11 protein-coding genes and 3 pseudogenes are annotated in these 22,607 nt (G+C 41.4%); 7 read left to right on the top strand and 7 right to left on the bottom strand.

The annotated features are described in order from the left end of the window. Positions 1 to 67: 67 nt before the first annotated feature. Positions 68 to 925: an aldo/keto reductase gene (locus HWQ42_RS11740; protein ID WP_367119052.1), complete on the top strand. Its 858-nt coding sequence runs from the start codon at positions 68 to 70 to the stop codon at positions 923 to 925. 39 nt (positions 926 to 964) lie between these two features. On the opposite strand, the gene HWQ42_RS35535 is transcribed toward HWQ42_RS11740, so the two are convergent. From HWQ42_RS35535 to HWQ42_RS11730, 3 genes and pseudogenes are all read right to left on the bottom strand, one after another. Continuing rightward, a complete protein-coding gene (locus HWQ42_RS35535; protein ID WP_367119051.1) occupies positions 965 to 1,651 on the bottom strand; it encodes a GMC family oxidoreductase in 687 nt (228 codons plus the stop codon). Next, positions 1,628 to 2,497: pseudogene (locus HWQ42_RS35530) on the bottom strand (GMC family oxidoreductase); the annotation flags it as partial. The pseudogene HWQ42_RS35530 and the gene HWQ42_RS35535, both read right to left, overlap by 24 nt. A 127-nt stretch (positions 2,498 to 2,624) precedes the next feature. Further along, positions 2,625 to 2,812: pseudogene (locus HWQ42_RS11730) on the bottom strand (IS701 family transposase); the annotation flags it as partial. A 175-nt stretch (positions 2,813 to 2,987) separates the two neighbouring features. Here HWQ42_RS11730 and HWQ42_RS11725 point away from each other — a divergent pair. Continuing rightward, complete coding sequence (locus HWQ42_RS11725) at positions 2,988 to 3,518, top strand: thermonuclease family protein (RefSeq protein ID WP_292812135.1); 531 nt, start codon at positions 2,988 to 2,990, stop codon at positions 3,516 to 3,518. A 45-nt stretch (positions 3,519 to 3,563) separates the two neighbouring features. Here the strand turns inward: HWQ42_RS11725 and HWQ42_RS11720 are convergent, their stop codons facing one another. Next, positions 3,564 to 4,586 (bottom strand): HNH endonuclease, encoded by a 1,023-nt coding sequence (locus tag HWQ42_RS11720; RefSeq protein WP_292812133.1) that lies wholly within the window; start codon positions 4,584 to 4,586, stop codon positions 3,564 to 3,566. A gap of 649 nt (positions 4,587 to 5,235) precedes the next feature. Between HWQ42_RS11720 and HWQ42_RS11715 the strand changes: the two genes are divergently transcribed. Together HWQ42_RS11715 and HWQ42_RS11710 are read left to right on the top strand one after the other, a co-directional pair. Next, a complete protein-coding gene (locus HWQ42_RS11715; RefSeq protein WP_292812131.1) occupies positions 5,236 to 5,391 on the top strand; it encodes a hypothetical protein in 156 nt (51 codons plus the stop codon). 24 nt (positions 5,392 to 5,415) lie between these two features. Continuing rightward, positions 5,416 to 6,225 carry a hypothetical protein gene (locus HWQ42_RS11710; protein WP_292812129.1) on the top strand — a complete coding sequence of 270 codons (810 nt, stop codon included), beginning with the start codon at positions 5,416 to 5,418 and terminating at the stop codon, positions 6,223 to 6,225. 398 nt (positions 6,226 to 6,623) lie between these two features. Here HWQ42_RS11710 and HWQ42_RS11705 read toward each other — a convergent pair. The 3 genes and pseudogenes from HWQ42_RS11705 to HWQ42_RS11695 all read right to left on the bottom strand — a co-directional run. Further along, positions 6,624 to 6,896, bottom strand: a pseudogene (locus HWQ42_RS11705) (EVE domain-containing protein); the annotation flags it as partial. A gap of 165 nt (positions 6,897 to 7,061) precedes the next feature. Next, positions 7,062 to 7,559 carry a hypothetical protein gene (locus HWQ42_RS11700; protein ID WP_292812127.1) on the bottom strand — a complete coding sequence of 166 codons (498 nt, stop codon included), beginning with the start codon at positions 7,557 to 7,559 and terminating at the stop codon, positions 7,062 to 7,064. 75 nt (positions 7,560 to 7,634) lie between these two features. Then, on the bottom strand, positions 7,635 to 9,950 hold the full coding sequence (locus tag HWQ42_RS11695; RefSeq protein WP_292812125.1) for a DUF262 domain-containing protein: 2,316 nt from the start codon (positions 9,948 to 9,950) through the stop codon (positions 7,635 to 7,637). A gap of 416 nt (positions 9,951 to 10,366) precedes the next feature. On the opposite strand from HWQ42_RS11695, the gene HWQ42_RS11690 reads away from it, so the two are divergent. Genes HWQ42_RS11690 through HWQ42_RS11680 form a run of 3 tightly spaced genes read left to right on the top strand, consistent with a single transcriptional unit; the run spans position 10,367 to position 22,533 of the window. Further along, a complete protein-coding gene (locus HWQ42_RS11690) occupies positions 10,367 to 13,213 on the top strand; it encodes a helicase-related protein (RefSeq protein ID WP_292812124.1) in 2,847 nt (948 codons plus the stop codon). Positions 13,214 to 13,263: 50 nt separating this feature from the next. After that, positions 13,264 to 17,130, top strand: coding sequence for an N-6 DNA methylase (locus HWQ42_RS11685; RefSeq protein WP_292812123.1), 3,867 nt, complete (start codon positions 13,264 to 13,266; stop codon positions 17,128 to 17,130). Between the two features lie 48 nt (positions 17,131 to 17,178). Then, complete coding sequence (locus tag HWQ42_RS11680) at positions 17,179 to 22,533, top strand: DEAD/DEAH box helicase (RefSeq protein WP_292812122.1); 5,355 nt, start codon at positions 17,179 to 17,181, stop codon at positions 22,531 to 22,533. Positions 22,534 to 22,607: the final 74 nt, after the last annotated feature.

Raw genomic sequence — 22,607 nt, 5'->3', positions numbered from 1 at the left:
GGCTGCCGTCGGCAGCCCCTTCATCCCCCCTTTAAAATGATTATCATTACTGTTGGTGGAATAGTTTATTTTCTGGAAGTCCCTTATAGCGGCTGGAGGTAATTTTATTGACACAGCAGATGTCTATTCCAAGTGGGTGAGAGGAAATATTGGGGGAGAATCTGAGACAATATTAGGAAAATGGCTCAAGCAGCGTGGTCATCGTGACCAAGTGGTGATTGCAACTAAGGTTGGCAACGATATGGGTGTTAAAGGCAAAGGGCTTTCTCGCAAACACATCCAACAAGCTGTTGAAGACTCATTGCAAAGGCTACAAACCGATTATATCGATCTATATCAATCCCATATTGACGATGAAAGCACTCCACTTGAAGAAACTCTTGAAACCTACGCAGAATTGATTCGTCAAGGAAAGGTACGTGCAATTGGTGCTTCAAACTATAGTGGTTCTCGTTTGCGGAGGGCATTAGAAATCAGCCGTCAGCATAGCTATCCTCGCTACGAAAGCCTTCAGCCCCGTTACAACTTGTATGACCGAGATGGTTATGAGCAGGATTTACAACAAATTTGCCAAGAACATGGAATTGGTGTGATTAGCTATTCTTCTCTGTGCAGTGGCTTTCTGTCTGGTAAATATCGCTCAGAAGAAGATTTGTCTATTAGTCTTCGTGGTAGTTCTGTAAAAAGATATTTAAATCCTCGTGGTAAAGAAATTCTAAAGGCAATTGATCAAGTAGCAAAGACTTATAATTCTACTCCTACCCAAGTTTCTCTAGCGTGGCTAATTGCTAATCCTACCATCACTGCTCCTATTGTTAGTGCAACAAAGGTTGAGCAACTTAACGATATCATCAAAGCTGTCAATATAAATCTCGACCAAGATGCTATTGACCTTCTCAATCAAGCTAGTTCTTCAAACAGCTAATATAGCTACCTTAGCTGTGAGTATGTCAAGCAGTGCTTGCTATAAAATGCCACTTGTGGCTTTAATTAAATCGGCTGCTTTTTCGCCAATCATAATAATGGGCGCGTTTGTGTTGCCCCTGACTAAAGTTGGCATGATCGATGCATCAGCAACTCGCAATCCCTTAACCCCGTGTACTCGCAGTTCGGGGTCTACCACTGCCATTGGGTCAGTGCCCATTTTACAAGTGCCAGCCTGATGATGTCCTGTACTGCAACTTTCCCGGATGTAGGCTTCTAATGCTGCATCGCTAGTCACCCCAGGACCCGGAGCAATTTCCTTACCGCCAAATTCATCAAAAGCACCTAACTCAAACAATTGCCGCATTAATCGAATCCCGGCAATGAGAAGACGCACATCAGCTTCACTTTGCAGATAGTTCATCCGCAGAACTGGAGCGTCTTGGGGGTCAGATGAGCGCAAACTGACACTGCCAATGTTTTGGAAACGAGTTAAAGAGACTACACCCGTGAATCCCCAATTGGGACGGACATAGCCAGGCGGTAAATATATATCGGGGCCGAAGAAGAACTGGACATCGGGTGCAGCCTCCAGATTGCCCTTGCTATGAAAGAACAATCCGGCTTCAGACACATTGCTAGTGATGGCAGGGTGTACCTCTTGAGTAGTCTGTTGAGTTACTGGAACGATCAGGTGGTCTTGCAGGTTTTGACCGACCCCTGGCATATTAGCCACGACAGAAATTCCTAGCCCTTGCAGGTATTCTGCATCGCCAATGCCGGAAAGCAGCAATAACTTCGGTGACTCAAACGCGCCTGCACTTAAAATTATTTCTTAGTTGACCTTGACCTGATGCAGCATTCCCTCGTGCAGATATTCTACTCCAACAGCGCGAGTTTCCTTAAACAACAAACGAGTTACCAACGCTCCTGTTGTTATGGTCAAATTGGAACGCTTTTGAATCGGCACGAGGAAGGCAGAGGCGGCACTGTGTCGAAAACCATCTTTGATTGTCGCCTGGTAGAGTCCGGTTCCTGACTGTTGCCCACTGTTAAAATCAGGATTGTAGTCGTATCCCATTGCTACACAGGCATCGACAAAGCGTTGCGATACTACAGCAGGGGAAATCGGATCGCTAACACTCAACTCACCGTCAACCCCGTGGTAAGCATCGGCACCGCGTTGCTGGTTCTCAGATTTCTTAAAATAGGGCAACACATCCTGGTACGACCAGCCGGGATTCCCTAGTGCCTGCCAGTGGTCATAATCGTGAGAATTGCCCCGGATATAAATCATAAGATTAATTGAACTGCTGCCCCCCAAAACTTTGCCACGGGGACAAAACATTTTGCGATGGTTCAAGTACGGCTCTGGTTCAGAGAAATAGCCCCAGTCCACTTCGGAGCCTTGTAGATTGACACATTCCGGCGGAATATGAATCTCCGGTTTCGTATCCGCATTGCCTGCTTCAAGTAGTAACACAGTTGTATCACTGTTTTGTGACATTCGGTTGGCGACAACGCAGCCTGCCGAACCCGCACCAATAACAATGTAGTCATACTTAATATTCATACGCCGACCTAGCACTCTCAAAATTAGCCAAAGAGCTTATTCTACAACGCTTTGAAGCCGCCGAACTGAGCCATTGGAAAACCGACATAATCCTTGATGTAACGATCGCACTCCCCAGAATCTGCATTAGTCTAATTTCTGTAAAAGCCTCCTGGGATAGAAATTGTGCTAATTCATCTAATCTAATTTTGGATAGAATATTGTCTTTTTCATTAACTGTTACTTTGCGATTTTTAGCTAATCCACCTAAATACTTTAATTGCCGCTTCCTAACTCTAATAAAAATGATGTATTGTTGCCGTATCCACCATCTACTTACCTATACTGGTCAATTAACACTGATGCCTACCGCGGCAAGCTATGCACCGCTCTAATTTGAGGGAGAACCAGTATTTAACTGTGTTTAGATAACTTGAGAAAACAATCGCTAATGAATGTTCAGCGCAGTTAAGATTGTGCTTTCTTATGTTGCGACATCTGTTGTTGCAACATGAAGCCATTGTGGAGAACTGCCATAATCTTAACTGCGATCGCTGGAGCTACCATCATTGCTATCTTGATTTTCCAAAAAACTAACCAGCCATCCATCGCGCTTACCGAAGAATGGATCGCTACACAAGTGAGAGATGGGGACAGCATCACAGTCCGTCAAACCGATGGTAGCCAAATGTCAGTTGAGCTTTGTGGAATTGATGCCCCGGAATTGAAACAAGGTGAAGCTCCAAGACAAGCATTGGCTCATGAAGCAAAACAGAAACTACTCAAGCTCATTACTGCTGCCGATAATCAACTGATGATCGTTCCAGTCGCAAAAGACAGCGATGGGCGTACTGTTGCTGAAGTGATGGCTCACAGACAGGATGAGGCTGAGATTAGTTTTCAGGAAGAACTGCTCAAAAGCGGCTTGGCTAAAACGCAACTTGGCGGGGTGGAATGCCCGAATCAAATAGCTTTTGAACAGGCTCAGAAAATAGCGATCGCTTCTAAAACTGGAGTGTGGAGTCAAGACAAACGAAACTAGCCTTGAAGCTAAAACCAGCACTCCAGTTAAAATTTGTCGCAGATTTCAAGTAGGCGCAGATCCACCAAGCGCATTTCTGTAAGCATCAGCAGTTTCTGTGCCAAAACAACCAGCTTGAGCATGACGGAGTAGCGATTGTACTATCGGCATCGCAATACTCATGCCAAATAAGGCATTGAAACCTGCAATAACCACTGGTGCAGATAATACAACTGTAAATTCTGGAAATAACGCCAATACAGCCACTAAGATCAGAAAAACAATCGGTGTCGCAATACCTGCTGCCTTTGCCGCTTCTACAATTAAATTTTTATACTCTTCAACAGTAATATCGCCCCGATAAAGATCCAAGGAGTATGAAATCGCTGTGACTATAACTTGGGTAAGAATAGCGGTGACTGTAGCAGTGATCCCCAGCCTAGCAATTGTTCCTGAATTGCTGACAATAGAATCTACGGCATTATAAACCCGAATATAAAACTGCTCTCCAACAGTCATTACTTCGGCTCCGCGACGCAGATTATCAGCGCCCACTTCCCATACAATGTTGTTAGCACCATTTGAGCCACCTTGAGAGCGTGGAATGATATGGCTCCCATGTTTATCGCTCAAGAATTCACGAATAGTCCGTTCGTTAGCTCCTAGCTTTGATGTTCCAGGAATTTTCTCAAAAAGCTTCATGACATCTGTATCAGAGCGAGGCAAATCCCCAGTTCTCAAACCAGCACGATACCTCAATCTATATGCAATCTTGGGCATCTCTAGGGCTAGTTCCGCAGCTGTCTTAGGCAAGTTTTGTAATGCCTCAGCTATAGCTACACTCGAAGTTGTCACACCAATAGCAGTACCTTCTAATGCTTTACCCACATTTTGTACAGCTTGAAAACCTTGCTGTGCTGTTGCAGGCAAATCATTAATTGCATTAATACTTGAGGTAGTAATCTCAACAGTAGTATTTTTAATTCCATCAACTACTTCTTCTATCCCATTTACTGTATTAGTTGCTGCTTCTTGCGCTTTATCTTTGAGCGTATCCGCCAAATTTCGTACTTGGTTGATGAAATCCATGTTTTAATAAACTGTTGTTTTGAAGATTTTGTATTTAGTTCAGCTTCTCCTCTCAAAGCTAAAAACCACATCAGCATTAATCATGAACTTTTAGAGGAATATCTAAAGGGATAGTAAGGAATTTATAAATTTAGGTTGTGTTAGTTTAGAAATTGAACTATGCAGCTAGTTTAGCTGCTTTATTAACTATTTAGGTAGATTTTTTATTGATACAGCAATCAGCATTATATGAACCAGTTTTCTGCTTTGGTATTGTGTGCTTGAATTGAACAAAGAAAGTGATCGCTGCTCATAAAAGGGTTCAATATGCTTGAAATACAAAAACTGTGAATAGATATAAGGTAAAGCTTTTTCAGTAATTAAGCATTTAGTAGAAATACATGATAACTAACAGCTTATCGAACGTATGACTAGAGACAATCTCCATATAGCTAGATTTTAGCTATCATAAACGATATATAGCTCTACAAAAACTAAGTAAGCAGGAACTTTTTACTTCAAGGCTTATTAGACAGAAGATTTTCATTAGTTTATCCCAATCTTTCCTATTTTTCTTTACAGTATATTTAATATTTTATAAATTTAGTCTATTTACGTTTTTATAATTTAATGATATATATGTATCAATAAACTACAAGTAATTAGTACTATGTCTATTTCAAGCCCAAGTAATATAGCGTCTGCTATCCAAGTTGGGAGTATAGCTTCAAAGGCTTTACAGAAAATAGCTCCTATTGTTTCAGAAGCTTTTATTGAATCAATAGAGGTAGAACAAAAGCAAAAGTACAAGTCTAATAAAGGTTAATTTTTATAACCCTAAGCTCCACGTATGTCAGCTAAAGCACATCCAGGGAATATTTTGAATTTATTTGCAGAAATTCAACATCATCTTCATAATGGTACCATTCACCATGAACTAAGCTTAATTGCAAAACATACAAGAGACAAAGAGATTTTAGATATTTGTCACAGGGCATCAGATTGTTTAGAAATAGAAATAGATACTAGTTTCCATCAAAATAATATAGAACAGCATTTTAACTCTGTAAAAGCTCTGATTAATCATTTCCAAAAAATAAATGATATCTACAATAAAATTTTAGAAAAATTATCTGAATGCGATCCAAAATGGATAGAGGCTTTATTCAAAGCTACTGAGTCTCAAATAGTCTCATTGTCTAACTACTATGCTCTCCTTGATAGAATGCCAGATATTACTGATGTTAATGGTGAACCTGTAAAGCCAGGGGATCTTGTGGCTGTTAAATGCAAAGATGAAAAGGAGAGAAATTACGAACATTACGGAATAATTGTATCTAGTCAAAAAGGTTTTAGAGTAGCACACTTTTTTACAGGTGCAACCATTAAAGCTCAAAATAGCCTAGTCGAAAAGGGATTTAGTTACGTTCATGAAACAGCCTACTCTCCAGATTGGATTATTAAAGAGCATTTACCAGAAATAATCCCTTACAGCCATCTAGAAGTACGTATTAAAGAATCTAGAAATCAAGAAAGAAGAGTTTGGAATAAACTAAGCTATAACTGCGAACATTGGGCAAGGCAGATATTTAATGGAAAAGCGAAATGTACCCAACTAGAAGACATGAAAAAGGATAAAGAAGCAGCAGTCATCTGCTAAAATTTTGCTGTTTAACAAATTACAGCTTGGGGATGCGTTTGGGTGTTGAGCTAGTATTTTCAGGAATCTCATAATTAGCAATAGCAAGAGCGATTGCCTGTCTTTAGGATTCAGGTAAACACTCAGGATAGCTAACCATAGTTTGTATAAGTGCGGGTACACCTTGAAAACTAGTAGGGGTAAGGGGTAAATCTAGCAAGCGTGTCATGAGGAGCAAGTAGTACAAAATCTGAGTTTGTAACATTCAAGTATTAAAATGAAAATTATCCAAGTTATTTTTTGAATTAAATTAATATATCGAAAGTTAATGCGTAACATTTTTATCGTTATTATATTTATAATTTAATAACTGCGTTCGTCTGGGTTTCCTCTAAAAATTCGGAGAGTGTTGCTCATCCCTATCCTTTCAACTCATGCACACGTTGCCATTCCTGCTGTCTGATTTTGTAATTGGTAGCATTCGGCTGACGAATCACAGAAATATTTTTCAGCATAGGATCTTGTTTTAAGTTTTCCCGTAGCAGAGGCTTTTCTAACAACTTGCCGATAAACCGAATCTTTGTACAAGCTTTAACACCAGCGCGGCTGGTATCTATCCAATAGCCAATATCAGGTGGGTTTACAATAATTTTGGGAGGTTCAATAATCTCTGCAATTGCACAGATTCCCGCCTTATCTCCAGACTTCCTTTCTCAGTACTCCATCACTCCAATAGCCCACATTAGAAAGGCTTTCGGCAATAAGAGACAGAATTGATTGGGGAGACGATTGACAACGCCCTGATTTTTGTTAAATTGCTGATTTTTATGCGCTGACTTTCAATCCTTTTGTCTAATTCATTTTTTTGTAAAAAGCGAATAGTTCAAAAATTTCACACACCAATTATCAAACTCATGCCAAAGATCATCGTCATCTTCCAAAAATGAAATAACATAGTCATCTGGTGAGCTTTGTATTCTTTTTAAAAACTCTTCTACTGTCAGAACTTCATAGTCTTCCAAACTTGCACAACAAAAGCAATCACCAGGATCAGGTATTTCATAGGCTTGATAGGAGCTAGGCAAATCTAAGCCTGGTTTTCTTGCAGTTCCTGGATATTTCTTTTTCTTCCACTCTTGTTCAGTTTCAGATGATGATGAAAAAGTTACATATATAGATTGGCAAGCTTTGTTGGCAACAGCCATTAAAGCTAAATTTTCATCTTTTGTTTCTACATAAACTGGTAGATAGGCTACTTCGCCTGTATGTGATGAATAAAATTCTTGCCCAGTATCGTAAGGAACAAGAACAATTAATCCATCACAATTGTTTATTTGAGATGTGTTTTTAACCATTTTTCTATTGGAAGAGAACACCCATATAGATTTACGTTCCAGAGAGCAACTAAATTAGAAAGATTTATACCTGGTTTATACCCAACCTAAATCTTCTAAAGCTTGACTAACCTGCTCCCGTAATTGCCAGTGCCATTCTCGTTTACTAGTAATTTCAGCATCTTCCAATGTTTTCCAGTACCCGGAAGCTAACATTAGTGACCAGAATGGTTTACCACTATCGTCGTGTTGACGTGGCGAATAGTTTAAGTAATTTGCAACCAGTTCTGCGATTCTGGCGTATTGGAGATTTGCACCGCCAAAATGTTCATATCCAGCCGCTTTTGCTAACTCAGTTGCAGTAATAATTTGCTCGGCTGCATGGTAATGCGCTCTCAGCATAGCTTTATGACTATTCGTTATTTCGCAACTAATAGCGATAAAAGCTTTTTTGTAATCCTCTACTGGCGGAAACTGAATAGCTAAAACCTCTTGGATAACATAGCTTTTGAACCTGTCTATGTCTGTAAAATAGCGATAACCAAGACGATTTGCGGACTCTTCTATTTCTTGATCTGCATCAATTATCAGGGCAACTGGTTGACTTTTCCCGGATTGCAAGCCGTTGGGCCATGCTAAATCAAGTACTGTACTCACTGTTCCTGTCGAATCAGCAATTTCGTACATTAATTCACCCATCGGTAATCCCTGCTCTTGCACCCATACATTACATTCTTCCAGAACCCGTTCTTCAGCCAGTGGTACAACGGCAGTAGAGCTTTCCGCTTCTGGTTCTAAAACAGAATCTATCGCTTTTGCTTCTGGAATATCCCCAGCGAGTAAGCTATTCAAAAATTTATTGGCAGCTTGAGCTAATCTGTCACGACGTGCGGTTAAGAAATCACGGTAGTTTTCAATTTGCCACAAACTGCGTTCCATTGGTATCCAGTGCGTTGCGATCGCACCCGGTTGGGTTTGCTCGAATGCCTCGAAATACTCCGAGGGATGTCGGTTTGAGACTTTGAGGTTGGTTTCTTGGGTTAGAAATGTCAGATTAGCGATCGCGTTAACTTCAGATTTGGGATATCCAGCTTTGGAAAGTAACGATTTCGGAAAAATATGATGGACTTGCAAATAGCAATGTTTACCGAGAAGATGTTTGGATAGTTCGATGCCACTATCCCAATCTTGTGCTTGATGCACGCGAGTTAGCATATAAACTAATGGATAAAATCTTGCTCCCATACCCCAACCTTGAAAGTCAATAGCTTTGATTTCCAAGTCTCCGCGATTTTGCCGTAGGTTGGCGATAAGTTGGTCTAGCGGATTATCTTCAGATTCCAATATGTGTAAATCTTGTGCTAGAACGCTCTCAGTTGAGCCTGCGTACCGTCCCCACAATAAAGTATGTACATACCAGTAAAGTAACTTGTCGCGCTCTGTGTGATCTCTAAGATGTCCGCCACGCGCAACAAGGTAACGCACCATAACAGGAAAGGCGTAAATACCACCGAGTACCCGATTGTGGTCGAGTCCCAAGCGCCCAGAAATGAGGTTGAGCAGGGTATCAATAGCTTTTTCTGCCTTATATAGCCCGTCTTGAAATGTCGCAGTTTTAACATCTTTGAGCGCAGAAAACATTGCCTCTCCAGTAATAACTGCGTTAATGCACCTCAGCAACCACTCCAAACGAAAGTCAAAACCTGCTTTATTCCATTTTGCCAGACGCGCTTTGAGTTCACTACGGGCATCTGGCCATTGAGCGCAAACTTTTGCTAGTGCCAAATCACCTTTGGATAGTTTAGTTCCCCCGCTATTAACAGTGTTAAAAATCTCTACAACAACATCAACTGTTTTGTCTTCACCAGTGACTTCTTCAATATGCAAATTGATATTTTTAATGCCTTCTAATTTATTTAAAGCATTAATGTAAGTAGTCAAATTCAGACTAAGTTCTGGAATTTTGAGCAAATGCCCAATGAAAACTCCTACTCCTTGCTGCATCAATTCAGTCACATTTACCCATAAAGGGTTATCCTTCATTTTGACGGGAGCGTAAAATTCAAATATTTCATCTTCCAAGTTGAAATACAAACCAGTGAAAGCTTGCACATTCCCATCAAAAAACTGAGGTGGTTTACCCCGTACAATTCCATAGAAGGAGGTGATGCGCTGTTGCCCATCTAGCAGCAGTTTAACTGTACCTGTGGAAAGCTTACCATCGCCACGCTTATGCTCAACTGCTTGTTCGGTTTTAGTTTGCCACACTAATAAACTACCAATGGGATGTCTGCGATATAGTGAATTCATCAATCCACGCACTTGGTCACGATTCCATACGTAACCCCGTTGGAACTCTGGTAAGGCAATACTGCCCATGTCGATTTGGTCGAGGATAGTTGTAATGTTCATATATTATTTTTACTTTTAAGAATTAGTCAAAAACCAATCAATGCTTTAAACCTAGTTCCTTATTTTAAGTTTTCCCTCAACACTGGCTTTTCTAACAATTTGCTCAGACAACGAAATCTTGAAACAACGTTTAACACCAAAACAACCAGTATCAATTCAATAGCCAACATCAGCAGGTTCGATATGTTTGAGCGATCGGGCAACTCGATCAGCATCTATTTCCAAAGCTGATCATTGAAGTTTATATAAAGTTTTTAATGATTTCCAAGTTTATACTGAGGCAATAGTACTTAATCTAACCTTAAAAAGGTGAGATCAGTTCAAGCAATTTTTATGTTTAATACTCAAGAAACAGTAGCCAGAAAGCCATCTTTACTACCTAAACTCTACTGGTCATTCTCCAGTATAAAGAAAACATGACAGGAACTTTAAGCCCTTCTCCTGGTTCCATAGTCAATTGTCGTAGTCGGCAATGGGTGGTGCTGCCTTCAGAAAATCAGGATGTTATTCGCTTAAGACCGCTTTCTGGCAATGAAGATGAAATAGCTGGAATTTATCAAAAGCTTTTAGAAGAAAAGCTGGAGAACATTCAATTAGCCACATTTCCTCTACCTCAAGCTACTAGCGTACAAGACCATGCAGCCGCACTTTTGCTTATGGATGCTGCACGTCTTTTACTCCGTAGCGGTGCAGGGCCTTTTCGCTGTTTAGGACGGTTATCATTGCGTCCCCGTCCTTACCAGTTAGTTCCTTTATTGATGGCACTAAAGTTAGAGACGGTAAAACTGCTTGTAGCTGATGACGTGGGTATTGGTAAGACCATCGAAGCTGGATTAATAGCTCGTGAATTGCTAGACCGAGGTGAAGTTAAGCGAATTGCAGTACTGTGTCCACCACATTTATGCGATCAATGGCAGCAAGAATTAAGTGAAAAGTTTCATATTGATGCGGTGGTAGTACGTTCTGGCACAGCTTCCAAATTAGAGCGGAACATTCCAAATAATGACAGTGTTTTTAGTTATTATCGTCACCTGATTGTTAGCTTAGACTATGCCAAAGCAGAACGTCGTCGCGCCAGCTTTATAACTCACTGCCCTGACTTAGTAATTGTGGATGAAGCACATACTTGCGCCCGTCCAAATAAAACTACTACATCCCAGCAACAGCGACACCATCTGATTACAGAAATTGCCCAAAAACAAGAACAGCATTTACTGTTACTTACAGCTACTCCTCACAGTGGGATTGAAGAATCTTTTCTCTCACTTTTAGGTTTGCTGAAGCCAGAGTTTGAGCATTTCAATCTCAATAGCTTAACTGACAAACAACGTGACCACTTAGCCAATCATTTTGTTCAGCGCAGACGGGCAGATGTCAAACTCTGGCTAGGGAATGAAACTCCTTTTCCTGAACGAGAGTCAAGCGAGGAATCATATAAGTTATCGAAAGAGTACAAAGAACTATTTGATGAAGTCTATGATTTTGCGCGTGGTCTAGTGAAAACGACTACGGCGGACATGAGTCACGCTCAACGTCGGGGAAGATACTGGTCGGCTTTGGCTTTGATCCGTTGTGTTATGTCTTCACCGGCGGCTGCGATCGCTACATTAAATCGCCAAGTCAGTAAATCAGGCGAACGCTTACTGGCTGATTTAGACGAAGATTTGATGAGTTCTTATGTCCACGATCCCACAGAACAGGAACAAGCAGTTGATGCATCGCCAACTGTGGTGATAGAACAGGGACAGCAGAGTTACAAAGACGCAGACAAACGCAAGTTAAAAGCTTTTGTGCAAGCAGCAGAGAAGTTGCAAGGTGGCAAAGACCAAAAGCTGCAATCATGCATTGCTACGGTAGAATCTTTCCTCAAAGACCAGATGAACCCGATTGTCTGGTGTCGCTATATTGCTACAGGAAACTATGTAGCTGATGCTCTCAAACAGAAATTGGAGAAGAAAGGTAGTCAGATCCGCGTAATTGCGATTACTGGAGAACTTTCTGAGGATGAGCGGGAAACTCGACTAGAAGAGTTAAAATCTTATCCCCAAAGAGTCCTAGTAGCTACAGACTGTTTGAGTGAAGGGGTAAATTTGCAAACGCACTTCAGTGCAGTAATTCACTATGATTTACCCTGGAATCCTAACCGGTTAGAACAACGTGAAGGACGTATTGACCGCTACGGGCAAACAGCAACTAAGGTGAAAGCCTGCTTGCTTTATGGTCGAGATAATCCCGTTGATGGTGCAGTTCTCGATGTTCTGATTCGCAAAGCTGTGCAGATTCACAAGTCTTTAGGGATTACTGTTCCCGTACCAATGGAAAGTACTACTGTAGCGGAAGCAGTATTTAAATCCCTTTTTGAACGTACTACTGAGGTTATTCAATTATCGCTGTTTGAGTTTCAAGAAGAATCTGCGGTTGATAAAGTTCATAAGAATTGGGACAAGGCAGTAGAACGCGAAAAAACCAATCGGACTCGCTTTGCTCAACGTGCCATTAAGCCTGAGCAAGTAGAACAGGAATTAATTGACTCTGACCAGATTTTAGGGAATGAACAGGATGTAGAGCGGTTTGTCTTGTCGGCTTGCGATCGCATATCTTGTTCTTTAATTAAGAAAAAGCAGGGATGGTTACTTTCCCAACCACCGGATTTTCTCAAGTCAACTTTAGGGGATAAGTCGCGTTTACTCTCTTTTACCACCCCAACACCAGAGGGCGTGGAATACGTAGGAAGAAATCACCCTTTAGTGGAAGGTTTAGCGCGGTACATCTTAGAAGATGCACTCTCCCACACAAATGAACCGATCGCAGCACGATGCGGCTTTACTACAACTAATGCGGTACAAAAGCGCACAACTTTGCTGCTAGTAAGGTTACGGCATTTGTTAGACAGTTCTAAACGTACTACAGAAACGCGAAATACTACATCTCTGCTAGCGGAAGAATGCGCGGTTATTGGCTTTACAGGTTCGCCCTCCAGCCCTAGCTGGTTATCGCAGTTGGAAGCAACATCACTACTGCAACAAGCGAAGCCAGTTAGCGATGTTACTAAAGCTATCAAGCAGGTGGAAATTAGTGAGTTACTTCAAAGGCTAGAAGAACTCCAGCCAGATTTAGAAAAATTTGCCAGAGAAAGAGCAGAAGAACTTTTACAAAGCCATAGACGCGTCAGAACAATGACCCAAGAAGGCCGAATTCGCGTCACCCCCCAATTGCCGATGGATGTTCTCGGCATTTTCATCCTCCAACCCGGACGTAAGTAAAAGGCTGGTTGTCCCGCAACTGCTAATTTTTTATTTTTAATTCTCCAGATATGAAAACTACATTAACTGCGCTTCAAATCGAAGGAAATTTACTAGCTCCAGATATGACTGCCCAAATGCTAGAAGGCAGCATCAAAGGGCAATCACCAGAAGACTTTGGTTTTAATAAAACTGATAAATTAGCAGATGAAATTGCTACTGCTTGGGGCGATGCTAAAGCATACTGGGCAGCATTTCAACGGGCATTGGCAAGGCTCGATGAGAATAACTCGGCTACTACCATTACCCGTGAACTTTGGACAGTGCCATTACTGCAAAGTCTAGGTTATGAACCTGTATACACTGCAACAGCCGAAGTGGTAGAGGACAAAACTTATGCGATTTCTCACCGTGCGGAACCAGGAGAAAATAAGCCACCTATCCACATTATTGGTTGTCGGCTAGAAATCGATAAACGTCCTCCCAGTGGCACACCCAGGTTATCAGCACACGCGCTGGTGCAGGAATATCTTAACAAGACAGAACATCTGTGGGCGATCGCAACCAATGGTTATCGCTGGCGGTTACTGCGTGACTCTTTGTTGATGACTCGGCTTACATATATTGAATTTGACTTAGAGCAGATTCTCAATGGCGAGAACTTTGCCGAATTTGGGCTATTCTATCGGTTGTTTCACCGTTCCCGCTTGCCTGAAGGTATAGATGATGCGGATAAGTGCTTGCTGGAATATTATCACCAAGAGGCAATTCAACAAGGCGGACGAGTACGCGAAAAACTACGGGATGGGGTTGAAAAAGCCATAGTTCAGCTAGGTAATGGCTTTATTCAACATCCGCAAAACGAACGCTTGCGTCAAAAACTTGGAATTATTCCCAATTACGAAGCAAAAGTTACAAATTACGAATTCTATCGCCAATTGTTGCGGTTAATTTATCGTTTGCTGTTTCTAATGGTGGCAGAATCCCGCAATTTATTATTAATTGGAGATGACTTAGAGAAAGCGCGGATCTACCGAGAATATTACAGCATTGAGCGCTTGCGAGAGTTAGCCGAACGTCCTCATTGGCGACGGGAAGGTTTTCAAGATTTATGGCACGGTTTGTGGGTAACTTTCTTGCTATTTGATGAAAACTGGCGCGGTGAAGTACTAGGTTTGTCTCCCCTCAATGGAGATTTATTTGGTTCGGGTACTCTTTCAGCTTTAGATGATTGTGCAATTGATAATTATGATTTACTTGTAGCAATTCGGCAGTTGTCGCTGTACCAAGACAAGGTACAACTGCGGCGGGTGAATTATGAGTACTTGGACGTAGAAGAATTAGGAAGCGTTTATGAGAGTTTGTTAGAATTTCATCCCCAAGTAATACAGCGTCAGGGGATATATGAATTTGCTTTGGTGTTTGGTAGCGAAAGGAAAACTACTGGCTCTTACTACACTCCACCGCAATTAGTACAGCAATTGATTAAAACTGCGCTAGAACCTGTAATTGAAGACAAATTAGCTCAAGTTTGTAACCAAGCTTCTACATCATCCAACTCAGATGAAGTAAAGCATAATCTGGAAAATGCTTTACTGAGCCTCAAAATTTGCGATCCTGCTTGTGGTTCAGGACATTTCCTTTTGGCAGCAGCGCGTCGTGTTGGTAAAGAACTTGCCAAAGTACGCACCGATGAAGCAGAGCCAGGAAGTGAGCCGTTAAAATTAGCGATGCGAGATGTTATCCAAAATTGTATTTATGGAGTAGATATAAACCCCTTAGCAGTAGATTTGTGTAAGGTTGCGTTATGGATTGAAGGCTTTCCTGGTAAGTTACCACTTAGCTTTTTAGACCATAGAATTAAATGTGGTAATTCTCTGGTGGGAGTGTTGAATATTAATTGTCTGGATCAAGGAATACCCGATGAAGCATATAAGGCTGTGACCGGGGACAATAAGCAATTAGCAACACAGCTTAAAAAGCGAAATAAGAAAGAACGCGAAAACAAAGGGCAATTATCAATAAATGAGAATTCAGAACCTAAACGAACACGCTATGCAGAAAGTGTGCGGGAGTTGGGAAATATTGCTGAATTAACGCCACAGCAAGTAAGAGAAAAACAAGAACGATATCAACGAACTCGTAAAGATTCAGGATGGTGGCAAGATTATTCAGCATGTAATTTGTGGACTGGGGCATTTTTTATTCCGTTAATTGAGCAGAATTTGCAGCTATTACCAACAACAGAAGCTTTAACTCAGCTTTTACGTGCTAATTTGCCCAATCAAACAATAGTAGATGCAGCAAATAAATTAGCGGAAGAAAAACACTTTTTCCACTGGTGTTTAGAGTTCCCTGAAGTCTTTGAAAAAGGTGGTTTTGATTGTGTACTAGGAAATCCACCTTGGGAACGGATTAAGTTACAAGAAAAAGAGTTTTTCGCTTCTCGTAGTGCAGAAATAGCAAATGCTGCAAATAAAGCTGCGCGGGATAAGTTAATTAAGGAATTACCAAAGAAGAATTTAGAGTTAGCAAAAGCATTTGAAGATGCGAAACATGATGCTGAGGCACAAGGTAAATTTATTCGAGAGTCGGGTAGATTTCTTTTTACTGCGGTAGGAGACATCAATACCTATGCTGTTTTTGCTGAGACTACAAGAAAGTTGATTTTATCTGATGGAAGAGCTGGAGTAATTGTCCCTACTGGAATTGCAACTGATGACACTTGTAAAAAGTTTTTTGGAGATTTGTCCCAGAAAGAAGCTTTAGCAAGTCTGTATGATTTTGAAAATAGAGAAGCAATATTTGCTGCTGTACACCGGAGTTATAAATTTTCTCTATTGGCTATGAGTGGTAAACCAATTAAACGTGGTAATTTTGCCTTCTTTTTAACCCAACCTCGACAATTAGACAATCAAAAGCGTCTATTTCAGCTTTCACCTCAAGATATTGCCTTAATTAATCCTAATACTCTCACCTGGCCCATTTTTAGAACTAGCACAGATGCTAATTTAACAAAGAAAATTTATCAGCGTATACCTGTTTTGGAGAATGAAAAAACAGGGAGTAATCCTTGGAGGATTTCATTTATGGCTATGTTCCACATGGCAAATGATAGTGGGTTATTTAAAAATGAAGCGTGTAATGAATTAGTTGCACTATACGAAGCGAAGATGTTTCATCAGTTTACTCACCGTTGGGTGACTTATAGAGATAGTGGCGATACTGCTGATTTGACCGATGAGGAAAAGGGTGATGCGTCTTTTGCGATTCAACCACGTTATTGGGTAAGTCAAGTTGAAGTGGAAAATAGATTAGCTGGAAAGTGGGATAAAGATTGGCTTTTGAGTTGGCGAGATATTTGTAGATCGACTGATGAACGTACTGCAATTTCTTCTATATTACCTAAATTAGGCTGTGGTGATACAGTGCTTTTAATGTTTCCCCAGGTAGAAAATGTAGTATTAACATTATGCTTATTTGCTAATATAAACAGTCTTGCTTTTGACTTTGTTGCAAAGCAAAAAGTAGCAGGAACACATCTTAAATTCTTTACAATGCGGCAACTTCCCGTTCTTCCCCCAGAATTATACACCCTAGAAGATATCAAATTTATTAGCAATCGCGTACTCGAATTAGTTTACACCGCGTGGGATATGCAACCCTTCGCTAAAGATATGGGATACGACGGCGAACCCTTCATTTGGAACCCCAACAGACGCGCATTATTAAGAGCAGAATTAGACGCATATTACGCCAAACTCTACGGACTCACCCGTGATGAACTGCGATATATCCTCGACCCTGCTGATGTCTACGGCGCAGACTTCCCCAGCGAAACATTCCGCGTTTTGAAGAATAACGAAATTAAGCAGTTTGGTGAATACCGCACACAAAGACTGGTATTAGAAGCTTGGGACAATCTGTTTGGTTCGTAGCAAAACCAGATAGATAAATATTCCTAATTATTAATTTTAATAAAAAAGATGGCTATAACTGTAAAGCTAAATGAATTAATCCAGCAACCAGAGAATGCTATTTTATCTATCAGCACTCTATTAGGTCAAAAATTAGCATTATTAGATTGCTCAGGTGTGGTTGCCGTTACTCCAGAGCAATTAACACTTTTATTTACAGCCATCCCTGAGAATTGGCAGTTAACCGAAATCAAAGAAGTTTTCGATTTCTCCACAATTACCCCAACCTTTAACCACCAACTTCAAGACTGGATTAACCAACGCTTAGGATACATCCAACCCCAAACCTCCATTACCGATTACGAGTTAACAAGTACAAATGATCTTGATATTTTTAACTTTCGCAACGAAGTAATTGGCGATTACCGTCGCTATATAGAAAGCTTCCTTAAAATCCGCGATCGCAAAGTCAAAGAATTTGTAGACGCAGAATTAGACAAGGGGCAACTTTGGACTGACCCCCTAGTTCAACTCAATCCCAGTTACAAAAAAGGTGCAACAGTTAAAGAGTTAGTACAACAGCAAACGCTTCATCCAGACTGCGAGAAATACTTCTACAAAAAAGACGGCACACCCTTCATTTTCCACTACCACCAAAAGCAAGCATTTGAAACCGCACAACGCCAAGAACCTTACGTTGTTACTACAGGAACAGGTTCCGGTAAAAGCATGACTTACGTTGTGCCGATCTTTGATGATTTACTGCGTCATCCTGAAATTTTAGGAGTCAGGGCAATATTGGTTTATCCCATGAATGCCTTAATTAACTCCCAAAAAGAAGAACTCGACAAATTTTTACGCCAAGTTCCTAATACTCATATTCGTGTTGAAAAATACACCGGACAAGAAAGTTTAACCAGGAAAACCGAAATTCAAAACAATCCACCCCATATTTTACTCACCAACTACGTGATGTTAGAGTTAATGCTCTCACGCACTCACGAAAATAAACTGGTAGAGTCTCCCAATTTAAAATTCCTGGTACTGGATGAATTACATACCTATCGCGGACGACAAGGTGCAGACGTTGCCATATTGATCCGCAAACTCCGTCAGCGTAGCAAAAGTAATGAGGAATTACTCTGCATTGGCACAAGTGCCACCATGTCAACGGTCGGTTCCCGCGAACAACGCCGTCAGGTTGTGGCAGATGTCGCTAGTAAATTATTTGGCGTGGAAATTAAACCCAGCAATGTCATCGATGAAACCCTAGAACGTTCTATCCAACGTGTTGAACCTACTATTGAACAACTGTGCCAAGGAATTTTAGCAGGTTTACCAACCGAGTTAGAACAAACACCAACAGAATTCCGAAATCATTCCCTAAGCTACTGGATCGAGATGAACTTCGGTTTAGAAGAAAGAGAAGGGCATCTCGTTCGCCGTCAACCCATCAGCTTAGAAACAGGTGCAGTCAAACTTGCCCAACAAACCCAGCTTCTAGAGGAAACTTGTTTAACAGTCCTCAAACAGATGTTCCTGTGGGGTAGCAAAACTAATGGACTTGCTTTTCGCCTACATCAGTTCATTTCCCAAGGGGGAAGCGTTTACGCCACTATTGAAAATCGAGACAAACGCCATTTAACCCTTGAAGGTCAATATACAACCACCGACAACCGCCTACTTTATCCCCTCGTTTTTTGCCGGGAATGCGGACAGGATTACTATGTCGTGCGCTATGATGCCGATAAGTATATTATCCTGCCCCAATTGCCCACTGCATTAGATATTAGTCCTGATGATGCAGATATTACTGAAGGTTATCTTACCCTCGATGAACCAGAACTGTGGGATACAAGCGATGAAGATAGACTTCCTGACTCTTGGTTTAGTGAAACCAAAAAGAAAGGACGGGTTGCCAAAAAAGACTTTGCGCGATTTATTCCCCGAAAACTCCAAATCCTACCCAATGGTAAAGTTACATCCTCCCTGTTGCAAGGAACTACTTGTTGGTTTATTCCCAAACCATTTTTAACCTGTCTTAACTGCGGTGTACTCCATGACAAAAAGCGCAACGAATTTGCTAAACTCTCTCGCCTCAGTAGTGAAGGACGCAGTACCGCGACCACTCTACTTTGTCTTTCTACCACCAGCCGCCTCAAGCAAGTGTTTACAGGGGAGAAAGTTAAAGCCGCCAAAATTCTCAGTTTTACTGATAATCGTCAAGATGCGTCTTTACAAGCGGGGCATTTCAATGATTTTGTCCAAACCAGTTTCTTACGGGCTGCACTTCTAGGAGCAATTCAAGCCAAAGGACAACTCACCCACAGCGAATTAGCCAGCGTTGTCGTGCAGTACATGGGAATTACTCAAAACGACTATGCCAAGCAACCAGCAGAATTTAGTGGCGGTAAGCGGCGCAATGAAGAAGCCTTTCGCAAACTGATTGAATACCGTCTTTACGAAGACTTGCGTCGGGGATGGCGCATTGTTCAACCCAACCTCGAACAGTGTGGATTGTTGGTAATTGAGTATAATGGGCTACAAGAAGACTGTGCTGACAACAACCTTTGGCAAAAACACCGCCATCCTCTTTTACTACAAACAACTCCGCAACAACGTTTCATCATTACCCAAGCATTCCTCAACCATTTGCGGCGAGAATTGGCAATTGATGCCAAACTTTTACAACCAGACCAAAAAGATTCACTAAAAAGCGAAGTCATTCAAGCTCTTAAAGAACCTTGGGTATTCGATGAGAACGAATATTTATACTTAGCAACTTGGGCAACTATTAACACTGGTGGTAACGAAAAAGCGAAAGTTAAACTTACTACTAGAAGTAAAATTGGACGATTTTTGCGATCGCCAAATACATGGTCACTCCGCAGCCAACTTTTAACAGATGTAGAGTTCAACAGCTTAATCACTACTTTAATTGATGCTTTGTGTGATGCTGGCTACCTAGTGCAAGAAAAATCTGAGGTACAGCTACGCATAGACTCACTACTATGGAAAGCAACCAACCTCAAGGAAATCCCTACCGATCCCTTAACATCGCGTCGCTTGCAGGGTAACGATAAACCCAATATTTCAGTTAACCAATTTTTCCAAGGTTTTTACCAAACCAATACCTTGCAAATCCAAACAATGGAAGGGCGAGAACATACCGGACAGGTAAGCAACAAAGACCGTCAAGAACGGGAAGAAAAATTCCGTCAAGGACAATTAGCTGCATTGTTCTGTTCTCCGACAATGGAATTAGGGATAGACATTTCTGACCTTAGCGTTGTCCATCTCCGAAACGTTCCCCCCAGTCCCGCTAATTACGCTCAACGTAGCGGTCGTGCTGGTAGAAGTGGACAGCAAGCTTTAGTCATTACTTATGCTTCTATTGGTAGCGGTCACGATCAATACTTTTTCAAACGACAAAATCAAATGGTTGCTGGGGTAGTTGCTCCACCAAAACTAGAGCTAGCCAACCAGGATTTAATTAAATCTCATGTGTATTCGATTTGGCTGGCACATACTGGGGTTTACTTGGAAGATTCCATGAATAAAATCTTGGATTTGGAATTAGAAAACTATCCCCTTAAAGACAGTATTCGCCAACAGCTTACCCTGAGCCAAGCCAAATTAACCCAATGTCTGCAAGCCGCTCAGTCTATCTTCTCAGATTTTTTCTGCCAAGAGGATCTGCAAAAAGCTTCTTGGTATTCTGTAAATTGGTTACAGAATACCATCGAAAATGCTCTGAATGCTTTTGACCGTGCCTGTAAGCGTTGGCGAGATTTATATATAGAGTCAGTTAAGCAGTTAGAATCTGCCCGTCGCACTATTGACCGTTTTGCTAGAGGTGATGTTGCTCAAGAAGAACGTAACAATGCGGAAGCACAGGCACGAGAAGCACAACGACAAATTGATTTACTCGTAGGACACAGCCAAGGCAAAAGTAATTCCCAGTTTGAATTTTATCCTTATCGTTACTTTGCCGCCGAAGGGTTTTTACCAGGGTTTAACTTCCCCCGTCTGCCAGTCCGAGCATTTATTCCGGCTGGTGAAGGTGGTGAATTCATCTCTCGCCCCCGCTCAATGGCATTACGGGAATTTGCTCCCAATAATATCCTTTACTACGAAGGTAGTAAATTTATGGTGGCCAAAACAAAAGTTCCTGTTGGTGGCATTGAAGGCGAGTATAAACGGGTGAGTGTCTGCGCTAACTGCGGGTATTACCACGACGGCGATTTTCGTGACACTTGTGAAAACTGTGGCGCAGAAATTAAACCTGATGCTCATGGCAATGTAGCCAAATTGACTCGTGTACTGCCAATGGAAACTGCGATCGCTCGTCGTCGAGAACGCATTACCTGCGACGAAGAAGAACGGCTCAAGTACGGCTACAACATCACCACTCATTTCCGCTACGCTAGCCAAAAGCGGGAATCAGCTATTGTTCAAGCTGCTGACGGTACGCCACTGTTCAAATTAACCTATGGAGCTACAGCTACCATTTGGCGAATTAATCGGGGGCTGAAGAAGAATAGAGAAGAACGAGGATTTAAGCTCAATCCAACAACGGGGGTATGGGGCGACCAGAAAAATCCACAGACTCAACAGACACCCGATAGCTTGCATACCGAAGTGAATTTAATGGTTGATGATACTTGCAATATCTTGATTGTTGAGCCATTAAATGTTTTTGTTGAGGATAGAGAAGCTTTTATTGCCACCTTGCAATACACCTTAGAAACTGCAATTCAAGCCGTTTACAAATTAGAAGCTGATGAACTCGACTCCGAACGACTAGGCGAAGGCAAGTATTTACTGTTTTGGGAAGCTGCTGAAGGCGGTGCAGGTGTCTTATCCCAGCTACTAGAAAAACCAGAAGCGTTTCAGAAAATTGCTGATGCAGCTTTAGATATCTGCCATTTCAAAGAACCAAAAGATAGTTGCATCCAAGCTTGCTATGAATGTTTGCTTTCTTATCGCAATCAGTTTGACCATGCACTGATTAACCGTCACATTATCAAACCTTGGCTTGATGTGCTACTTGAAAGTAAAGTTATTACCCAAGTTAAAGGTCTTTCCCGTGATGAGCAATATCATAAACTACTGGAGCAAACAGACCCCAACTCTGATTTTGAGCGTGTAGTGTTACAGGAAATTTACCAACGGGGTTATAAACTACCTGATGCTGCACAGGAATTGATTCCAGAAGCCAACTGTAAACCAGATTTTATTTATAAGGACGAGGCGATCGCTGTTTTTTGTGATGGTTCAGTTCATGATAGTCCTGATAAGCGCAGGCAGGATCAGATTGAACGAGACAATCTTAGATATGAAGCTGGTTATGCTGTGCTGACATTACGTTATGACGAAAAGTGGCAAACTGAACTGGTACGTTTAGCAGTTTATAACCTCTAGCTAGCCATTTATAAAAACTGGCTCTCCCAGACTAAATATGTTAAATTAACAACAGAAATGCCAGTTTAGTAAAA

It is taken from the genome of Nostoc sp. JL23, assembly GCF_017115065.1.
GTDB classification, from domain to species: domain Bacteria; phylum Cyanobacteriota; class Cyanobacteriia; order Cyanobacteriales; family Nostocaceae; genus Nostoc; species Nostoc punctiforme_A.
This window is presented reverse-complemented; position numbering and strand designations above follow the sequence as displayed.

Bases quoted from the DNA above. Each gene is read 5' to 3' on its own strand.
- HWQ42_RS11715 (WP_292812131.1), top strand. From the start codon at position 5,236: ATGTCTATTTCAAGCCCAAGTAATATAGCGTCTGCTATCCAAGTTGGG.
- HWQ42_RS11710 (WP_292812129.1), top strand. From the start codon at position 5,416: ATGTCAGCTAAAGCACATCCAGGGAATATTTTGAATTTATTTGCAGAA.
- HWQ42_RS11700 (WP_292812127.1), bottom strand. From the start codon at position 7,559: ATGGTTAAAAACACATCTCAAATAAACAATTGTGATGGATTAATTGTT.
- HWQ42_RS11720 (WP_292812133.1), bottom strand. From the start codon at position 4,586: ATGGATTTCATCAACCAAGTACGAAATTTGGCGGATACGCTCAAAGAT.
- HWQ42_RS11695 (WP_292812125.1), bottom strand. From the start codon at position 9,950: ATGAACATTACAACTATCCTCGACCAAATCGACATGGGCAGTATTGCC.
- HWQ42_RS11690 (WP_292812124.1), top strand. From the start codon at position 10,367: ATGACAGGAACTTTAAGCCCTTCTCCTGGTTCCATAGTCAATTGTCGT.
- HWQ42_RS11680 (WP_292812122.1), top strand. From the start codon at position 17,179: ATGGCTATAACTGTAAAGCTAAATGAATTAATCCAGCAACCAGAGAAT.
- HWQ42_RS11685 (WP_292812123.1), top strand. From the start codon at position 13,264: ATGAAAACTACATTAACTGCGCTTCAAATCGAAGGAAATTTACTAGCT.
- HWQ42_RS35535 (WP_367119051.1), bottom strand. From the start codon at position 1,651: ATGCCAGGGGTCGGTCAAAACCTGCAAGACCACCTGATCGTTCCAGTA.
- HWQ42_RS11725 (WP_292812135.1), top strand. From the start codon at position 2,988: ATGAAGCCATTGTGGAGAACTGCCATAATCTTAACTGCGATCGCTGGA.